This is a genomic window from Ralstonia sp. 25C (assembly GCF_051904805.1).
GTDB lineage: Bacteria > Pseudomonadota > Gammaproteobacteria > Burkholderiales > Burkholderiaceae > Ralstonia.
Genome location: NZ_CP196737.1, coordinates 3,456,111 through 3,474,890 on the forward strand (window position 1 = coordinate 3,456,111; position 18,780 = coordinate 3,474,890).

Below are 18,780 nucleotides of genomic sequence, written 5' to 3' on the forward strand. Positions count from 1 at the left end.
TCAAGCAGCAGCGACGGGGATCTTGCCGATCTTCGCTTGCCATTCCGCCGGGCCAGTCTTGTGGACCGACGTCCCCGAGCTATCCACGGCGACGGTGACAGGCATGTCCTTCACGTCGAATTCGTAGATGGCTTCCATGCCCAGGTCTTCGAACGCCAGCACCTTCGAGCCGCGGATGGCCTTCGACACCAAGTAGGCCGCGCCGCCCACGGCCATCAGGTAAGCCGACTTGTGCTTCTTGATGGATTCAATGGCGACCGGGCCGCGCTCGGCCTTGCCCACCATGGCGATCAGGCCCGTCTGGGCGAGCATCGTTTCGGTGAACTTGTCCATGCGGGTGGCGGTGGTCGGGCCTGCCGGGCCAACCACTTCATCGCGCACCGGATCGACCGGGCCGACGTAGTAGATCACGCGGTTGGTGAAGTCGATCGGCAGCTTCTCGCCCTTGGCCAGCATGTCGGCGATGCGCTTGTGCGCGGCGTCGCGGCCGGTGAGCATCTTGCCGTTGAGCAGCAGCGTCTGGCCCGGCTTCCACGAGGCCACTTCTTCCGGCGTGAGCGCGTTCAGATCGACGCGCTTCGACGTTTCGGTGTTCGGTGCCCACTCGACCTTCGGCCATTGCGACAGGTCCGGTGCTTCCAGCTTGGCAACGCCGCTGCCGTCCAGCGTGAAGTGCGCGTGGCGGGTTGCTGCGCAGTTCGGGATCATCGCCACAGGCAGGTTGGCCGCGTGCGTCGGGTAGTCGAGGATCTTCACGTCGAGCACGGTGGCCAGGCCGCCCAGGCCCTGCGCGCCGATGCCCAGCGCGTTGACCTTCTCGTACAGCTCGATGCGTAGTTCTTCTGCGCGGTTGCTCGGGCCACGGGCGATCAGGTCTTGAATGTCGATCGGCTCCATCAGGGCTTCCTTGGCCAGCAGCATGGCCTTTTCTGCCGTGCCGCCAATGCCGATGCCCAGCATGCCCGGCGGGCACCAGCCGGCGCCCATGGTCGGCACGGTCTTGAGCACCCAATCAACGATCGAATCCGACGGATTCAGCATCACGAACTTCGACTTGGCTTCCGAGCCGCCGCCCTTGGCTGCAACGATCACGTCCACCGTATCGCCCGGCACGATCGACATGTTGATCACGGCCGGGGTGTTGTCCTTCGTGTTGGTGCGCTTGCCGGCCGGGTCAGCCAGCACGCTGGCGCGCAGCTTGTTGTCGACGTCGTTGTACGCGCGGCGCACGCCTTCGTTGACCATGTCTTCCAGGCTCATCGTGGCGCCGTCCCAGCGCACGTTCATGCCCACCTTCAGGAACACGGTGACGATGCCGGTGTCCTGGCAGATCGGGCGCTTGCCCTCTGCGCACATGCGGCTGTTGGTCAGGATCTGCGCGATGGCATCCTTGGCTGCCGGGCTCTGCTCCTGCTCATAGGCGCGGCCCAGAGCAGTGATGTAGTCCATCGGGTGGTAGTAGCTGATGTACTGCAGCGCGTCGGCGACGCTCTGGATGAGGTCTTCTTGACGAATGACGGTCATGGTGGGGACCAACGATGTAGGAATGAGAAACCGGGTGCTGGATGCGGCAGAGGCGCAGTGGTCTGCACATTTGCGCGGTGCACCGGCAGCGGGCGCCGCCGGTTCAGAACAGCCGCAGATCATACACCCAATGTCGGGCGCGGATTGTCCGAGCGGATTCGTCGGAATCGGCGCGCCGACAACGTGCTACGTCAATGTGCCTCGGCGGTCTCGTCGTGCGGGTGGGCGTGCGAAACGATCTTGTCCACCCAGGCCATCACCAGCGCAGATACCAGGAAGGCCAGGTGAATCGCCACCTGCCACAGGATCGTATGCGTGTCTTTCTGGCCGGCGTCGATAAACGTCTTGAGCAGGTGGATCGACGAGATGCTGATCAGCGCCATCGAGAGCTTCACCTTCAGCACGCCTGCGTTGACGTGGTCGAGCCACTCGGGCTCATCCTCATGCCCCTCGATACCGAGCTTGGACACGAAGATGTCGTACCCGCCAATGACCACCATGATTAGCAGGTTGGAGATCATGACCACGTCGATCAGCCCCAGCACGGCGAGCATGATCTTGGTTTCGTCCATGTCGCTCAAATGCGAAACCAGGTGCCACACCTCGACGACGAACAGGTACACATACGCCGCCTGGGCGACGATCAGCCCCAGATACAACGGCAATTGCAGCCAGCGGGAAAAGAAGATCAGGCGCGGAATCGGGCGCAGCGGAGCGATGGGCGACTTCATGTGACAGAAAGGGCGGTGGACGAAAAACCGCGCGATTGTAGCGGCTTGTGGCGTCAGGACGATGCGGGCCGGCTTAGGATCTGCCTACGTTTGCGGCCCGTGCGCGCTATTTCACGCGGCGCAGATGCCGGGCACGCGCGGGTTTGGTGCCCGAGCGCCATTTGCCGGGCCAGCGCAGCAGGCGCCACGCGTACTCACCATCCAGGCCGGGCGCCGGGATCAGGTTGACGATGGCCCAGAACAGGCTGACATAACCGAGGTACAGCACCACTTCACCCAGGACCGGCCAGCGCACGATGGGCGTGACGTTGGCCAGCAGGATCAAGGGCAGGGCCACGGCCAACTGCGCCAGCGCACCGCCCCAGGCAATCACGTAGATGTCCCGTTCGCGTGGCGGTGCTTCGTACACGCACAGGCCGTGAAAGAGGCCGAGGTGGATTGCTTCAACGCGGGCGCTGGCCCGTCGCGCCAAGTACGCATGTCCGGCCTCATGCAACAGGATCATGCTGAGGTACGAACACAGGGTGGCCAGCGCGGTGAACGGTGTTTTGAATGAGAGCGCTAGCAGCACTGCCGAGCCGGCCAGGACCGTCCAGTGGACATAGACCGGCGCGCCGAAGATGCGCAGATTGCGAAGGCGAAAGTAGCGTTTCATGCAGCGTTGTTATTCGTGATCAAGCGAAGGGTCGAGCGGGTCCAGCGGATCGACGACGCGCCCACGGCGCACCGGCTGGCGCTGGCGTGCGGGCCAACTAGCGACCAGAATGCCGACCACCACGCACGCCAGTGCCACGGCATGCGGCCAGCCAGGCGTCTCGCCCAGTGCGACGACGCCGTACGTGGCCGCCGCAATCGGCAGCACGGAAGTGAACACACCCGCCAGATGTGCCGGCACGTGGCGGATGCCCTTCATCCACAGCCAGAACGAAAAGATGCTCGCCGATAGCGCATACCAGATCACCAAGCCCCAGATGGATGCCGGTACGCTCGACACATCGAACGTCAGCAGCGGCACCAGCCCCAGCGGCAGCATCAGCAGGCCACCGATCAAATGCGTGTACGCGCAGATCTCGATGGCAGGCAGCGTTTGCGTGAGGCGCCGCGAGAGGATCACGTAGATCGATTCGCACAGCACTGCGCCCATGACCAGCGCATTGCCGAGCAGCGCTTGTGATGCATCTGCGGGTGCCGCGCCGGAGGATTCGCCGCCACGATAAGCGTTCAGGATGGCTACGCCCGCCACCGCCAGCACGACCGACACAAAGGTCCGCCGCGACGGCTTTTCGCGCAGCACCAGCCACGACAGCAGCGCCACCGTGGCCGGAATCGTGCTGGTGATGATGCCGGCTGCCAGCGCCGACGTCAGCTTGACGCCGTTGAGCATCAGCAGCGTAAAACCGAACGTGCCGAAGAACGCCTGCAGGAAGAGGTTGGTCCACTCGGTGCGCGTCACGCGGCGCATGCGGGTGGGCTTGTACCACGGCGCCATGCATGCGATGGCGATCAAAAACCGCAGCAGCGCAAACAGCATCACCGGCATGACGGCAACAATCGATTTGCCGAAACCGACGTTGCTGCCCACCAATGCCATGGCAGCAATCAGGAAGAGGGCGTGGATGGACACGATGAATGAATGGGGTGGAAAACGGCGCGCGGCGCGGCTCTCGGGCCGGTCATGCTGCACTGCGATGCGAGCCGTCAGACGAAGTGACGCATTATAGTAATGCCCTTCGTGTCCAATCGTGGTCCAAGCGCGGCGTCAGAATACGTAAGGCTGGAGTCAGGTCAGCCGCTTAGATTCGCCGCAAAACGATCACAGACATCGCTATCAGGAGACATCATGGCTGGCATTGAATCTGTCCTGCAGGAAACGCGCGTTTTTGACCCACCCGCGTCCTTTGTCAAACAGGCAAACATCGCCGGCATGGATGCATACCGTGCCCTGTGCGCGGAGGCCGAACAAGACTACGAGGGCTTCTGGGCACGCCTGGCACACGAGCACCTCGTGTGGCACAAGCCCTTTACCAAGGTGCTGGATGAATCCAACGCACCGTTCTACAAGTGGTTTGAAGACGGCGAGATCAACGCCTCGTACAACTGCCTCGAGCGCAACCTTGAGAACGGCAACGCCGACAAGGTCGCCATCATTTTCGAAACCGACGACGCCAAGGTCTCGCGCGTCACCTACCGCGAACTGCACGCACGCGTCTGCCGCTTCGCCAACGGCCTGAAGGCCCTGGGCATCAAGAAGGGCGACCGTGTGGTGATCTACATGCCGATGTCGATTGAAGGCATCGTTGCCATGCAGGCCTGTGCGCGCATCGGGGCGACGCACTCGGTGGTGTTCGGCGGGTTCTCGGCCAAATCGCTGCAGGAGCGCATCGTCGACGTGGGCGCCGTGGCGCTCATCACCGCCGATGAACAAATGCGCGGCGGCAAGGCGTTGCCGCTCAAGGCCATCGCCGATGAAGCCCTGGCCATGGAAGGCACCGAGGCGGTCAAGCACGTGATCGTCTATCGCCGCACCAACGGCAACGTGAACTGGGTGGAAGGCCGCGACCGCGCGATGGACGAGGTCGAAGCGGGCCAGCCTGACACCTGTGAAGTCACGCCGGTCAGCGCGGAACACCCGCTGTTCATCCTCTACACCTCGGGTTCGACCGGCAAGCCGAAGGGCGTGCAGCACAGCACGGGCGGCTACCTGCTGTGGACGCTGCTGACCATGCAGTGGACCTTCGACCTCAAGCCCGACGATGTCTTCTGGTGCACGGCCGACATCGGCTGGGTCACGGGGCATAGCTACATCACGTATGGGCCGCTGGCGGCTGGTGCCACGCAAGTGGTGTTCGAAGGCGTGCCGACGTACCCGAACGCCGGCCGCTTCTGGGACATGATCCAGCGCCACAAGGTCAACACGTTCTACACCGCGCCGACGGCAATCCGCTCGTTGATCAAGGCCGCTGAAGCCGACGAAAAGATCCACCCGAAGCAATACGATCTTTCCAGCCTGCGCCTGCTCGGCACCGTGGGCGAGCCGATCAACCCGGAAGCCTGGATGTGGTACCACACGAACGTGGGCGGCGGCCGTTGCCCGATCGTCGACACGTTCTGGCAGACCGAAACCGGCGGCCACATGATCACGCCGCTGCCGGGCGCTACGCCGCTGGTGCCGGGCTCGTGCACGCTGCCGCTGCCGGGCATCATGGCCGCCATCGTCGATGAAACCGGCCAGGATGTGCCGAACGGGCAGGGCGGCATCCTGGTCGTCAAGCGCCCGTGGCCGTCGATGATCCGCACCATCTGGGGTGACCCGGAGCGCTTCAAGAAGAGCTACTTCCCGGAAGAGCTGGGCGGCAAGCTGTACCTGGCGGGCGATGGTTCGATCCGCGACAAGGACACCGGCTACTTCACCATCATGGGCCGCATCGATGATGTGCTGAACGTGTCGGGCCACCGCATGGGCACGATGGAGATCGAATCGGCACTGGTGGCGAACCCGCTGGTGGCCGAGGCTGCCGTGGTGGGCCGCCCCGATGACATGACCGGCGAGGCCATCTGCGCATTCGTGGTGCTCAAGCGCTCGCGTCCCGAGGGCGATGAAGCCAAGCAGATCGCCACCGAACTGCGCAACTGGGTGGGCAAGGAGATCGGCCCGATCGCCAAGCCGAAGGACATCCGCTTTGGCGACAACCTGCCCAAGACGCGCTCGGGCAAGATCATGCGCCGGTTGCTGCGCTCGCTGGCCAAGGGCGAGGACATCACGCAAGACACGTCCACGCTGGAGAACCCGGCGATCCTGGATCAGCTGAAGGACGCGCGCTAACACGGGCCGCCCATCTTGGCTTCGGATCCACAACAAGACAGCCGCTTTCGCAAGCGGCTGTTTCTCTATTACGGGCTCTACACCGTAGGGCTGCTGCTCTTCATCGTCATGATGGGGGCGATTGAGCGCGTACGCGGGCCCGGCGTGTGGCTGGGCTATGTGTTCCTGTTCGTCACCATCGCCATCTATGCGTGTATCGGGTTGATCTGCCGCACGGCCGATCTGACCGAGTACTACGTGGCCGGGCGCCGCGTGCCGGCGTTCTTCAACGGCATGGCCACCGCGGCGGACTGGATGAGCGCTGCGTCGTTCATCGGCTTGGCCGGCATCGTATTCGCTTCCGGCTATGAAGGCTTGGCCTACGTGATGGGCTGGACAGGCGGCTATTGCCTCGTGGCGTTTCTGCTCGCACCCTATCTGCGCAAATTCGGCGGCTACACGGTGCCGGACTTCCTCGCCACGCGCTATGGCAATGGGGAGCGTGGCGGCAGCTCCGTGGTGCGCGGCATTGCCGTGCTGGGCGCAACGCTGTGCTCGTTCGTCTACCTCGTCGCGCAGATTCAGGGTGTGGGGCTGGTGGTCACGCGCTTTATCGGCGTGGAGTTTTCGGTGGGGGTGTTCTTCGGGCTGGCGGGCATTCTGGTGTGCTCGTTCCTGGGGGGCATGCGCGCCGTCACGTGGACCCAGGTGGCGCAGTACATCATCATGATCGTGTCGTTTCTGGGCGTGGTGGGGCTGATCGGCTGGCAGCGGTATCACGATCCGTTGCCGCAGCTCTCGACGGGTCGCCTGCTGCTGCAGATTCAGAAGGAGGAGCAGCGCATTGCCCATGACCCGGCTGAACAGCGCGTGCGTGACCACTTCCTGAACGAAGCCCGCGCGCTGCAAGAGCGCATTGCGCAACTGCCGCAGTCGTTTGTGGAAGCGCGCGAGGCGCTAAACACGCAACTGAAGCTCGCCCGCGAGCGCAACGCGCCGCTGCGCGAAATCAAGGCGCTGGAGCGGGCCCGGGAAGACTTTCCCGCCGATGCCGCAACCGCGTCGATGGTGTGGAATCAGCAACGTGAAGACGCGCTGGCGCGGAGTCAACTGCCGCCACCCTCGGCCGAGCCGTTTCCCTCCACCTCGGAAAACGAGCGCGGCACCGAGCGGCTGAACTTCGTCCTGCTGGTGTTCTGCCTGATGGTGGGCACAGCGAGTCTGCCGCACATCCTCACGCGCTTTCACACCACGCCGTCGGTGCGCGAGACACGCAATTCCGTCAGTTGGACGTTGTTCTTCGTCGCGCTGCTCTACGTCTCGGCGCCGGCGTTGGCGGCGTTGGTCAAGCTCGACTTGTTGCAGCATCTGGTGGGCGCGCCATTCGCGGATTTGCCGCAATGGATCGTGCCCTGGCGCAAGGTCGATCCACCTGTGTTTGCACTGCACGACATCAATGGCGACGGCATCGTGCAATGGGCCGAGGTGATGATGCAGCCAGACATGGTTGTGCTGGCGGCACCGGAGATCGCCGGACTGCCCTATGTGATCTCTGGGTTGATTGCGGCAGGGGCGCTGGCGGCTGCGCTGTCCACCGCCGACGGCCTGCTGCTGACCATCGCCAACGCGCTGTCGCATGACGTGTACTTCCACATGATCGACAACACGGCCAGCCATCAGCGGCGCGTGACGAGTGCCAAGGTCGTACTGCTGGGCGTGGCGTTGCTCGCGGCCTATGTGACGTCGTTGAAGCCGGGCAACATCCTGTTCCTGGTGGGGGCGGCGTTCTCATTGGCGGCGTCGTGCTTCTTTCCCGTGCTGGTGCTGGGGGTGTTCTGGAAGCGCACCAACCGCGCCGGCGCCATTGCGGGCATGGTGAGCGGCTTGGCGGTGAGCGTGTACTACATCATCGCCAACTATCCGTTCTTCACGCGCATGACGGGCGTGCTTGGCCAGCCGTGGTTTGGTGTGGACCCGATCGCCTCGGGCGCGTTTGGCGTGCCCGCCGGGTTTGCTGCCGCCATCGTCGTTAGCCTGCTCACCAAGCCGAATCGGCCGGTGGTCGACAAGCTGGTCGGCTACATCCGCGATCCGGTCTAGGAAAAAAGACGGTTCATCGCCGATTCCCGGGGAAGAACCCAAGGGCGGACCGATGGGCCGAGTTTGGCCATTTGCTGCCGGTCGAGAACGGCAGCTTCGGAGCGGCCCATAAACTCGCGGTGGCCCGCTGCTGGCTTAGGATTTACACATGACAACGCGTTCTCCTCGAATCTCGAACAATCTTCACAGCAGATGGCTGGTCGAGTGCGCCAGTGATACAACCCAAACGTCGTACTGGCGGGACCGTCTGCCGGATTCAGCACCGAATAAAGCAAATGACGATCGAACAATCTAAAACGCAGTTGATCTCGCTCATCGACAACGCTGACCTAAAAGTCATCGCGCTGACAGGCGCATGGGGCACCGGCAAAACCCACCTCTGGAACAAGATTCGCAAAGAGTCGCAGGACCCGATTGTCGAAGGCGCGCGCTACGTGTCCCTCTTTGGCTTGAAAGATATCAATCAGCTCAAGCTCAAGGTGGTCCAAAGCGCGCTCCCAGTAGGCGGTGAGAGCAGCTCGTTGACAGAAGGTCTGATGAAGACTTGGAAGGCTAGCGTCAACGCCTTGAAGAAGGTCCACGAGGGGTTTTCGGCGCTCGACGAGCTTGCGCTGGTAGCAGTCCCTGTTGCCTTGCGCAACCGATTCGTAGTCATCGACGACATCGAGCGCAAGCACGCCTCGTTGTCAGTTGACGAGGTCCTAGGCTTCGTCAACGAATACTCTCAGAATTTTGGTACGCGATTCCTCTTAATTCTCAATTCGGACCAGTTCTCCGCGCCCGCCGACAGCGCGCTCTGGGCGGCGTTCCGAGAGAAGGTGGTCGAAGAAGAGCTTCGTTTCACGCCGACACCTGGGGAGGCATTTGACATCGCGGTTCCGAACTTGAATAGCCCTTACCGCGCGACGGCCAGGACTGCGGTGGACGCGTGCGGGATCACCAATATCCGGGTCATCCGTCAGGCTTACCGTCTTGTGGTTCGGCTCCTCGGTACGACGGGGGACATGTCTCTCGCCATACAGGCACGAACTGTTCCCTCGATTGTGCTCATTTCTGCTCTTGCAAATAAAGCCATCAAGGACGGGCCGACTTTGGAGTATGTCGCAGGCTACAACCGAGGTCCTAGCGACCTTGTGAGGCGCTACCGCAGGCAGGAAGGCGATGCGTCAAAGGAGAAAGCCGAAGACTCGACACCGGCCGCATGGAAAATTCTGCTGTCAAAGCTAGGGATCAATTCTTCGGACGAATTTGAGGAACTGGTTGTCGCCTTCGTTCGCGACGGAAGGCACGACGCAAAGGCGATCGAAGCCATCGTCCAAGGCTACCAACACAATGAGAATCGCACTGAGTCTAGAAATCTCGCGTACGCATTCTTTGAGCGCTTCGATTGGTACATCGCAGACTGCGACGACGATCTCGTAGCTGATGCGGTCAAGCTTATCGCCAGAGTCGGCGACCTTGACGCCTACACTGTCACGGCGCTCGGAAAACGAATGGCCGATCTACCGGACGGTGCCAAACTTGAAGAGGCTTTGATTGATGGTTGGCTGGCTCACTTCGCGACCATCGCCGACAAGGCCGAATTCGGGGAATTACCTTTCCGTAAGCCGCTACACCCAAAACTTAAGGCAGCAATCGACGATGCGCGCGATGCTCGAATTCACAGTGCGACCGTCGTCGATGCCATCAAGCACCTTCTTGAGAGCGACGGATGGGGCCATCGGGAAGAAGCGGCGATGAGAGCGGCTACGATCGACGATTTCGAGACTGCGATGCGCACGTTGAAAGGTCGTGATTTCAAGCTTTTTGTACTCAAAAGTTTGGACATTCTCGAGCAGCACGAAATGTACGAGAAACACTTCGGTCAGGCTGGAATGAATTTCTTGGAAGCATGCCGGCGCATCGTCAGAGCCGAGAAAGAGAGCCGTTTCGGACGGTTGTTGCGGGAGTTGTTCGCAGAGAGCAAGGTTCCAGCGCTTTTGGCCGAGGGGGAAACTGAAGCCTAGCCCCAGGGGTAGACAGCGGTTGACTGCAACGCAGCGGTACCAGGGCGACTGTCCCCGGCCCTCTAAGGGGCAGCCAACCTCCATCGGGAGCACGGGCCTGCGGCGACATCTCCCTCGTTGCTCGACTGTACGAGCGTCAGCTTCTGGGCGCCTAAACCCGTACTGCCGATGTCGGGTATGGGCCGACTACAGCCAGTTGCAGTCGCCGGAAGCCGGCGCTTTGGGGCATTCCCCACAAGATGGGCGATGAACCCAAAAAAACCGGCTCCCGACGAGCCGGCAAAGGGCGGGCCGAAACGTGGGGCTCCGGCCCTGGGGCTGACCACTCCCGTCAGCCCATCACAACATTGGCCAGTCGGAACACATACGGTGTGGCCGAGGTGCCGCTGCCACCGCCCGTCATCACGATGTCGGCGCTGGCGATGCCCAGCAGCGACAGTTCGGTGTTGATGTCCGACAGGACGGCGGAGTTCATCACCGCACCTTGCTCGATCTGCGAGGCAGTGCCGATCCACAGCGTGGGTTTGAACTGGAACACGGCTTTCTGGCCGGGCACGATGCCGGTCTTGTGGGCGAGCAGGCGGTTGTCCTTGAACACCGAAGCGGTGATGGCGCCGGTACGCAAGTCGTTGCGCAACTGGATCTCGCGCGAACTGGGCGAACGGCCGGACAGTGCCAGTACGTTGCCCGAGGCTGCGCGCGTGACGCTGAACATCTGGCCGTTCTCGGCCACCTTGCGCGGCATGAAGTTGCCGTCAGCGTCGCTGGCGCTCACGGCCGTCTGCATCGGGAAGACGAACGGATGGTTGTCTCCACGGCCGCAGTTGGTGATGACTTTCCAGGCGATCGCGAGCTCGTCGAAATCGGTCGAGACGTTCTTCTGGAACAGCACGACCTGGCTGTTGTTGCTGTCGTTCGACAGGTTGATGAAGTTGAGTTTGATGTCCATGGCAGCTCGGGGGATGAGGGTGAGGTGAGTAGGGTGACCCGGGGCGGCACGCGTGGCGCCGCCATCGGGGGCAGTGGGGAGGGCGCCGGGGGCGCTTACGCCATCACCACGTTTTCCAGTCGGAACGTGAACGGCTGCGATTTCGGGCCCGGGCCGCCGCCGGTGAGCACGATGTCGGCGCTGGCGATGCCCAGCAGCGACAGCTCGGTGTTGATGTCGGAGATGACGGCCGAATTCAGCAGCTGACCTTGCTCGATCTGCGACGCCACACCAATCCAGATGGTCGGCTTGAACTGGAACACTGCCTTCTGGCCCGGAGCGATCGACGTCTTGATCGCCAGCGCGCTGCCGTCCTTGTAGATGGTCGCGTTGGCGGCACCGCTCGGCAGATCATTGCGCACCTGCACTTCCGAGCTGTTGCCCGCGTCGGTGGAAAGCTGCAGCACGTCGCCCGAGGTGGAGCGCACCACCTGGAAGACCTGACCGTTGGTGGCGAGCTGCTGCGGCATGTAGTTGCCGTAGCTGTCGCTGGCACTCACGGACATCGTCATCGGGAACTTAAACGGGTGGTTGTCGCCCTGGCCGCAGTTGCGGATGACTTTCCAGGCGATGGCCAGTTCGTCGAAGTCGGTGGCGACGTTTTTCTGGAAGATCACGATGCTGGAATTGTTGGCATCGTTGGAACGGTTGATGAAGTTCAGTTGGATATCCACTTCGGGCTCCTGAGTCGAGAGAGTCGAACAAGCGGCAATCGGTTTGCCGCGCACCTTGCCTCCGGCCTGCCCGGTTTTCCGATGGACAGGTCGTCAAACAATGGGTCGGGGTGGTGCTGGGGTGGTGCTGGGGTGGCGCTATAGGTGCTGGATGTTTTCCAGCGCGAAGCTGAAGGGCTGTGCACCGGTGCCGCTGCCTCCGCCGCGCATCACGATGTCGGCGGCGGCAATGCCTGCCAGTTGCAGCAGCGTGTTGGTGGACGACAGCACCGCCGCGTTCAGCGATCGGCCTTCTTCAATGCCCGAGGCCACGCCAATCCAGAGCGATGGCGTGAAGCGGAACTCCGCCTTTTGCCCCGGCGCCACGGCCACCTTGGCGGCCAGCAACTTGCCGGCGCTGAATGCGTTGACGTTGACCGCACCCCGGCCCAGGCGATTGACGACCTGGATGTCAGCGCTGCTGGTGCCGTGCTCCACCGCGCCGTGAACAAGCCGGCCACGTCCGGTCGGGTGCGGCGTGACCAGCAGCCGATCCCCGGGGTGTGCCGCCACGCGCGGCGAGAAGTTGCCGTGCTCATCGCCCAGTGAGACCTCCAGCTCGGTCGAGAACACGAACGGATGCTGGCAATCGCGCCCGCAGAAGCGGATGACTTTCCAGGCGATCGCCAGTTCTTCCAGATCAGGCACAACGTTGCGCTGGAACAGCACGACCTCGCTGTTGCCGCAATCGTTGGAGCGGTTGATGAAGCGCAGGTGGATGTTCATGACGCGGCCTCCGGGGTGCTGGTCGTGCGAGCGGGCGACAGCGCGCGCTCGGTCCACTGCGTGAGTGCCGGTTGCAGACCACTGGCGAGCATGGCGAGCTGCATGCCGTGTTCGCGGCTGTGGGCCTGGCTGTCTGTGGTCAGGCGCGTGAGGGCCAGGGCGATGTCGGTGGCGTCGCGTGCCTGGTTTAGGTCCTGCAGGTACTGCGCAGCGGATGCGGCCATCGCACTGGTGTGCTTGGCGCGGGCCTCACCGGCGCGGGCGGCGAGATCGGCATGCAGGGTGGCGAACGCACGCAGCGCATCGGCCGAGCCATCGAGCGCCAGGCGATCGCGCTGCTCGCGCCAGCCGGCATCAAGCGTCGAGTGCCACGCAGTCGAGTAGTGCTGGCCGGCCTGCAGGGCAGCCAGGGTCAGGCCGCGCCAGGCATCAAGGTCTGCTGCGGGCAGCGGGGAGCGGGTGGCCGCATCGGCGACGGCGTGGGTCCAGCGTTGCAGTGCGTCGCGCTGGGCGGCCTGCAACTGAGAGATCAGGTTGGCGAGCATGGGCGTCTTCTGGCAAGAGGTTCGTGGAGGCGAGGGACTTACGGGCGCGCTTGACCCAGGCGCTGGATCATCTGCATCACGGCAGCCATCTGCGGCGCCTGGCGCGTGTAGAAGTCGGGGCGATCCGGGTCGGCGCTTGTGTAGCCCCAGAAATCCCAGCAGCCGAGCGGGTTGGCGGAAGACTTGGCCACCTGCGGATACAGCACGATGAGGCGATTGGTGTCGGCGATCTCGTTGTAGCCGACGTCGCGCACCACGCGCTCGCCGATGGTCTGCGCGCTTTGCGTGCAGCCGTGGAAGACCACGTGGACGGCGCAGCCGCCGGCCTCGCATGCAGCAGGCACGTACACGTAGCCGCTCTTGAGCAGCGATGCGCGGTGCGTCTTGTCGAACGGCGCCTGGTCGAAGGTGAGTACCTTGCCGTGCGCCACTTCGGCAGGCGGGTTGAGCGGTGCGTCGGCCGTGCCGTAGATCCAGCGCACGATGTCGTGCGATTGCTTGAAGCCGCAGTTGTTGATGTTGGGGCTGCGGTTGGCGGCGCACGCGATGTCTTGCGGCCGGTCGGTCACGAACGCGTGGCCGGCATCCGGGTGCTTGCGGTAGCTGACCTGCGTATCAGGCACGCCGGCCACTTCATAGAAGCGGGCGGTTTGGTCGACCACCTTCGTAGCCACCACGCTGTCCTTGGCGCCGCTGAACACGTAGATGCGCTGCTTGCGCAGGTTGGCCGGGTCGTCGATCAGGTCGAGCTTGGCGAAGGCTTGCGCATCGCGCCAGGCGTCGTCGGCAGAGGGAGCATCGCCCACGGGCTGCATGCAGAGCGTGGTGGCAGCGGTGAAGGGCGGGACAAGGTCCGACAGCCCGGCGCAGTGGTACGGCCCGCCAGCGACGATGCCGGCGCCGATCAGCTCACCCGAATACGCCACGTCGAACTGCGCGGTCATGAAGCCGCCGGAAGACAGGCCCGATACCGACACGCGCTTCAGGTCGGCGCCGTATGCGCCAAGTGTGGCGGGGGACGCGGCATCGGCATCCGACAGGCTGGTCAGCAATGCAGCGACGGCGGCAATGCAGGCGGTCCGGTTCAACCACGCGCGTGCGCGCCGGCGATCGTGGTGCGAGTCAGTCTTGCGGGTTGCGTGTTCTACCGTGGGGTGCATCCTGGGCTCCTGGTCGGTTGTGTGTCGAACGTGGGTGAACGTTGGGGAACGTTGGGGAACGTGTTGCTGTGGATGCAGCGTAGGCAGGCGCGCACCGCGCTTGAATAGGGGGGATGACAGGGACGGCGTTCTATGACGCATCACGTGACCGCCCAAAAAAACAGCGACGGCACGCTGGGGCGGACCGTCGCTGTGGGCAGCATGGGCGTGCACGTGCAGAGCAATCAAAGCGGGGGCGCGTGCCGTTCAGGCAAGCGGTGGACTGAGTCTTGTCTGTCCCCGCGAAGGTCGCGGCCCAGTGGCGTTGTTGGCGTTGCTTCCCAAAGAGCCGCCATCGGGTCTCAAACTCCCGTAGATGCTGCTTTTTGCGGCGTTCACGGACCTCAGACCTCCATGCATGCTGCTTTTTTATGCATTCATGGGACTTGGACTTCCGTTAATGCTGCTTTTTTGAGCATTAATGGGTCTCGGCCACCCGTTCATGCTGCTTTTTTATGCGTTCACGGGTCTCAGCTCCCCCGTTGATGCCGCTTTTTGCAGCATCAATGGACCTCAGACCTTCATTCATGCAAGTTTCTCGGGCATTCGTGGCCTCCGGATCGTCGTCCATGCTGTTCGCAGGCGCATGCGCGGGGCGCTACTGGGGCCGGGGTGCCATCAGCCCCTCGTCTTCCGAGAGCACCTGGATGGCCCGCTCGATGGGGGCCGCGCTCACGCTGACTTCCCCCGCAAAGGGCCGGTCTACCGCCAGCACGAAGAAGAACGCCAGGCCGAGTGTGACGCCCCACACTGTCACCAGGGCAACGTGAAAGCGCGTGGCGGGTAACGCATAGAGCAGCAGTAGCGACAGGCCACTCGCAATGAGCATCACGCCCCAGAGCGTGCCGGGCATGGCGGCGTCAAGGTTCTGCAGACGTTTCTCGCGGTACTTCACCATCTCGTTGACGCGGCCCAGCACTTCGATCAGCAGGACGCGTTCGCGATCGTCGCTCGGTGTAACGCGGTTGACGGTGGCAAACATGCGGTCGAATGCGGCTTCGGCGCCATCGTCCGGACGTGCCCGCTGTTGCATGCTGGGCCACTCGTCATGGGCAACGCGTTCGAGATAGACGATCAGTTCGCGCCGTGCGGCTGAGGCGCTCGGGTGCGAGAACGCCGAGAGGTCATGCGCGAGTTCGGTGGCGCAGGCAGCTTCGGCCGCCACGATGTCGGCGGCGGCCTGGTAGGCGCCCCAGACCGAGATGGCCGAGAACGCCACCAGCAGCGAGTTGATGGTCGTGACCGCCGCCATCATCGCCACCGTCATGCTGCGCTGCTCGGCGTCGAGCACGATCGGGAAGCAGCGGCGGAACAGCGCATAGCCGCCCAGCGCGACCGCAAGCGTGACGAAGACGATCACCGCGCCCATCGCCCAGGCCGGAATGTTGTACAGGAACAGCATGGGGTCACTCCTTGGGTTGCCATTGGTCTCGGGAAGTGGAAGCGCTTGGGTCGCTGGCGGCCAGCATGGCGCGCGTGAAATCGGCAAGCCGCTGGCGCATGGCCTCGGGCGAGGCGGTGTTGTCGAGCGACTGCTGCAGGTCGATCAGGTTGGCGGCGAGTTCGCTCTGCCACTGCGTGCGTTCGCTGGCGGCACGGGCGCGGTAGGCCTGCATGGCGGCATCCGCATCGGCAGCGCGATCGCCGCGCACGAGGGTTTCGAGCGCGTCCACCAGCCGTTGCAGCAATCGGTGCACGGCCGTGGCGGAGAAACCGCCCAGCATGGCCAGCGCCGGTTTGCCGAAGTTGTGCATGCTGCCGCGGTCGAACAGCTGCGCGGGCAGCATCTCCACCAGGATCAGCCCCGCAATCAGGCCGAGGATCAACCGCGCGCCGTACGAGGCGTCGTACTTGGGGTCGTAGGTGGAGGCCGCCACATAGCGGTGCGCCTGGAACAGCGTCGCAAACGACGCCCCCAGCCCCGCGCAAAACAGCAGGAACAGGGTGTTCCACAGCAGGCGTGTGCCGTCGGACTGCAGGAAGCCCCGGTCGATATTCGCGCTCGACACATCGGGCGACATGCCGGTGGCAATGACTGCGATCAGGAAGACGATTGCGGCACTGGTCAGCAGCCGGATCAGCGGCACGGGCCCGAGCCACGCGAGTGGGTGGTCGCTGCGATGTTGCGCGTCGAGCAGCGTGACGGCCTGCGGTGTGGCCGGTGCGATGGCCGCCGCGAGCTTGCGGTGGATGGCCGCCAGCGCGTGGTGTGGTGTGGCATGCGGTGTGGCGTGCCCCGGCATCTGCCGGTCGATCAGGCTACCGAGTTGGGCGATCAGCTCCGGCGCCACCGGCAGCCCATGGTGCAGGGCGTAGCGGGCCATGGCTTCGCATTCTTCGCGCAACTGTTCCGCCAGGGCGGTGACCGGCACCTTGTGCGATACCGCACGCGGGCGCAGCCACTGCATGAGGGCGAGCGGGATCATGCTGGCCTCCCGCCGGTATGTGGCATGCGCGGTATGACGGCGCAAGGCGGCCGGTGCCGCAGGTGTGGGGTGTTGGGTCGCATGGTGACCTTCGTCGGCAGAGCGGGCCGTGCGCGGCCCGGGCTTGCTCCGTCATGGGTAGGGATCGGGGCAAGTTCACTGTGCGTCGCGCGTGCACGTCCGCCAATGCAGCGGAAGTCACGGACAACGGCCTAACGAAAGACACAGGACAGAAAGCAGAAAAAGCCCGCGGCCTTTCGGCGGCGGGCTTAAAGACGGCATGGAGATGACGGCTTAGAGATGGCGGCTGGGAAAATCGGATCAGGCGTGCGCGGCCTGCGGGCTGATGCGGAAGAACGACACGGCTGCGTTCAATTCCTGCCCCTGATCCTGCAATGACTGCGAGGCGGCGGCCGCTTCCTCCACCAGCGCCGCATTGCGTTGGGTGACTTCGTCCATTTGCGAGATCGCCTGGTTGACCTGTTCGATGCCGCGCTTCTGCTCGACCGACGCAGCGGCGATCTCTTCCATGATGTGCGTGACGCGGGCCACGGCTTGCGTGACCTCGGTCATCGTCTCGCCCGCTTCGCCGGCCAGCGTGGAGCCATCGTGAATGCGCTCCACCGACGAGGCAATCAACTCCTTGATCTCCTTGGCCGCCGTGGACGAACGCTGCGCCAAGCTGCGCACCTCGCTGGCGACCACCGCGAAACCACGGCCCTGTTCACCCGCGCGCGCGGCTTCCACTGCGGCATTGAGCGCGAGGATGTTGGTCTGGAACGCGATGCCCTCGATGATGCCGGTGATGTCGGCGATCTTGCTGGAGCGGTCGCTGATGTCCTGCATGGTCGACACGACCTGGTTGACCACCGTGCTGCCCTTGAGCGCGACGTCCGATGCGGTGGAGGCCAGTGAGGTGGCGTGCTGGGCGTTCTCGGCGTTCTGCTTCACGGTGGAGGTCAGCTCTTCCATGCTGGCGGCCGTCTCTTGCAGTGAAGATGCCTGCGCTTCGGTGCGCTGGCTCAGGTCGGCGTTGCCGGCGGCGATCTGCTGGGCTGCACCGGCGACGCTGCCGCTGCTGTCGCGCACCTTGCCGACGATCTCGGTCAGGCGGCCGTTCATGTCGCGCAGGGCAGAGAGCAGGTGGCTCGTTTCGTCCTTGCCTTGCACGTGGATGTGGCTGCTCAGATCGCCACGCGCCACTGTCCTGGCGACATCCACCGCGGTGCGGATCGGCTGCGTGATCGAGCGGGTGATGATCACGCCCGCAATCACCGCCAGCAACACCGCGCCGATCGACAGGCCGGTCAGCAGGTTGCGCTGCATGACGTATTGGGCTTCGTACGCCTGCACGAGCTGCTCCTGGCGCTCGTGCGTGTACGCGGCGTAGGCATCGGTGGCCTTGATCAGGGCGGCCAGCAGCGGGCGGCACTCATTGTCCATTTTCTGGATGGCCTCATCGCGCTTGCCGGCCAGTGCCAGCCCGACGATGTTGGTGGCCACGGGGCCGTATCTGGCTTCCACGCTGTCGATGTCATTTACCAGCGCGCGGGCGCGCTCGCTGACGTCCTTGGCACCGGCAATCCGCTCTTTGAGTTGCTTGAGCTTGGCCTGCACGTCGTCGTGCGCGCGAAGGACCTCGGCTTTTTCCAGATCCAGGTCTTGTTGCGTGACCACCAGCACCAGGTTGCGTGCGGCAATGGCGCGGCGGTCCACCGCCGTACGCACGTCGTTGGCGACGTCGGCGCGGGCGCTGATGCCATGCACGTAGTTCGAGAAGCCCTCGGTGGATTCGGACAGGGCCCGCAGCGACACGCCTGACACCACGATCACGATGGCGGCCAGCACGCCAAAGCCCATGGTCAGCTTGGCCTTGATGGTCATCTGGGATAGGTTCACAGCGTCCTCCGGTTTGCAGAAAGAATGGAAGTGGCTACGTACCGAGGCGCCAGAATGACGGGGGGTCACCACGGTGGTGATGCGCAAGGTGCTGCGGACTGCGGAAGAGGCGAATTCGACA

16 protein-coding genes are annotated in these 18,780 nt (G+C 63.7%); 3 read left to right on the forward strand and 13 right to left on the reverse strand.

The annotated features are described in order from the left end of the window. From ACS7SF_RS16235 to ACS7SF_RS16250, 4 genes are all read right to left on the reverse strand, one after another. Complete coding sequence (locus ACS7SF_RS16235; RefSeq protein WP_296223172.1) at nucleotides 1–1,524, reverse strand: fumarate hydratase; 1,524 nt, start codon at nucleotides 1,522–1,524, stop codon at nucleotides 1–3. 191 nt (nucleotides 1,525–1,715) lie between these two features. Beyond that, the gene (locus tag ACS7SF_RS16240; protein WP_439890709.1) at nucleotides 1,716–2,255 is read right to left on the reverse strand and encodes a TIGR00645 family protein; all 540 of its coding nucleotides are present in this window, start codon (nucleotides 2,253–2,255) and stop codon (nucleotides 1,716–1,718) included. A 106-nt stretch (nucleotides 2,256–2,361) separates the two neighbouring features. Further along, complete coding sequence (locus ACS7SF_RS16245; RefSeq protein WP_439890710.1) at nucleotides 2,362–2,910, reverse strand: hypothetical protein; 549 nt, start codon at nucleotides 2,908–2,910, stop codon at nucleotides 2,362–2,364. 9 nt (nucleotides 2,911–2,919) lie between these two features. Further along, on the reverse strand, nucleotides 2,920–3,879 hold the full coding sequence (locus ACS7SF_RS16250; protein ID WP_439890711.1) for a DMT family transporter: 960 nt from the start codon (nucleotides 3,877–3,879) through the stop codon (nucleotides 2,920–2,922). 216 nt (nucleotides 3,880–4,095) lie between these two features. On the opposite strand from ACS7SF_RS16250, the gene acs reads away from it, so the two are divergent. From acs to ACS7SF_RS16265, 3 genes are all read left to right on the forward strand, one after another. After that, the gene (acs, locus tag ACS7SF_RS16255; RefSeq protein WP_439890712.1) at nucleotides 4,096–6,078 is read left to right on the forward strand and encodes an acetate--CoA ligase; all 1,983 of its coding nucleotides are present in this window, start codon (nucleotides 4,096–4,098) and stop codon (nucleotides 6,076–6,078) included. A gap of 15 nt (nucleotides 6,079–6,093) precedes the next feature. Beyond that, nucleotides 6,094–8,157 (forward strand): sodium:solute symporter family protein, encoded by a 2,064-nt coding sequence (locus ACS7SF_RS16260; protein ID WP_439890713.1) that lies wholly within the window; start codon nucleotides 6,094–6,096, stop codon nucleotides 8,155–8,157. 275 nt (nucleotides 8,158–8,432) lie between these two features. Next, entirely contained in the window at nucleotides 8,433–10,163 is a 1,731-nt protein-coding gene (locus tag ACS7SF_RS16265; protein WP_439890714.1) for a P-loop NTPase fold protein, read from the forward strand. A 331-nt stretch (nucleotides 10,164–10,494) separates the two neighbouring features. On the opposite strand, the gene ACS7SF_RS16270 is transcribed toward ACS7SF_RS16265, so the two are convergent. The 9 genes from ACS7SF_RS16270 to ACS7SF_RS16310 form a co-directional block, all read right to left on the reverse strand. Next, complete coding sequence (locus ACS7SF_RS16270) at nucleotides 10,495–11,112, reverse strand: hypothetical protein (protein ID WP_439890715.1); 618 nt, start codon at nucleotides 11,110–11,112, stop codon at nucleotides 10,495–10,497. 95 nt (nucleotides 11,113–11,207) lie between these two features. Then, nucleotides 11,208–11,825, reverse strand: coding sequence for a hypothetical protein (locus tag ACS7SF_RS16275; protein WP_439890716.1), 618 nt, complete (start codon nucleotides 11,823–11,825; stop codon nucleotides 11,208–11,210). 138 nt (nucleotides 11,826–11,963) lie between these two features. After that, nucleotides 11,964–12,590, reverse strand: a complete 627-nt coding sequence (locus tag ACS7SF_RS16280) for a hypothetical protein (protein WP_439890717.1) — start codon at nucleotides 12,588–12,590, stop codon at nucleotides 11,964–11,966. After that, nucleotides 12,587–13,135 (reverse strand): hypothetical protein, encoded by a 549-nt coding sequence (locus ACS7SF_RS16285; RefSeq protein WP_439890718.1) that lies wholly within the window; start codon nucleotides 13,133–13,135, stop codon nucleotides 12,587–12,589. The genes ACS7SF_RS16280 and ACS7SF_RS16285 overlap by 4 nt, the downstream gene beginning before the upstream one ends. Before the next feature lie 38 nt (nucleotides 13,136–13,173). Beyond that, nucleotides 13,174–14,295: an extracellular catalytic domain type 2 short-chain-length polyhydroxyalkanoate depolymerase gene (locus tag ACS7SF_RS16290; RefSeq protein ID WP_439890719.1), complete on the reverse strand. Its 1,122-nt coding sequence runs from the start codon at nucleotides 14,293–14,295 to the stop codon at nucleotides 13,174–13,176. Between the two features lie 457 nt (nucleotides 14,296–14,752). Continuing rightward, nucleotides 14,753–14,905 (reverse strand): hypothetical protein, encoded by a 153-nt coding sequence (locus ACS7SF_RS16295; protein WP_439890720.1) that lies wholly within the window; start codon nucleotides 14,903–14,905, stop codon nucleotides 14,753–14,755. Nucleotides 14,906–14,932: 27 nt separating this feature from the next. After that, nucleotides 14,933–15,736 (reverse strand): DUF4239 domain-containing protein, encoded by an 804-nt coding sequence (locus ACS7SF_RS16300; RefSeq protein ID WP_439890721.1) that lies wholly within the window; start codon nucleotides 15,734–15,736, stop codon nucleotides 14,933–14,935. A gap of 4 nt (nucleotides 15,737–15,740) precedes the next feature. Then, complete coding sequence (locus ACS7SF_RS16305) at nucleotides 15,741–16,760, reverse strand: hypothetical protein (RefSeq protein ID WP_439890722.1); 1,020 nt, start codon at nucleotides 16,758–16,760, stop codon at nucleotides 15,741–15,743. Between the two features lie 321 nt (nucleotides 16,761–17,081). After that, complete coding sequence (locus ACS7SF_RS16310) at nucleotides 17,082–18,644, reverse strand: methyl-accepting chemotaxis protein (RefSeq protein ID WP_439892782.1); 1,563 nt, start codon at nucleotides 18,642–18,644, stop codon at nucleotides 17,082–17,084. Nucleotides 18,645–18,780 lie beyond the last annotated feature (136 nt).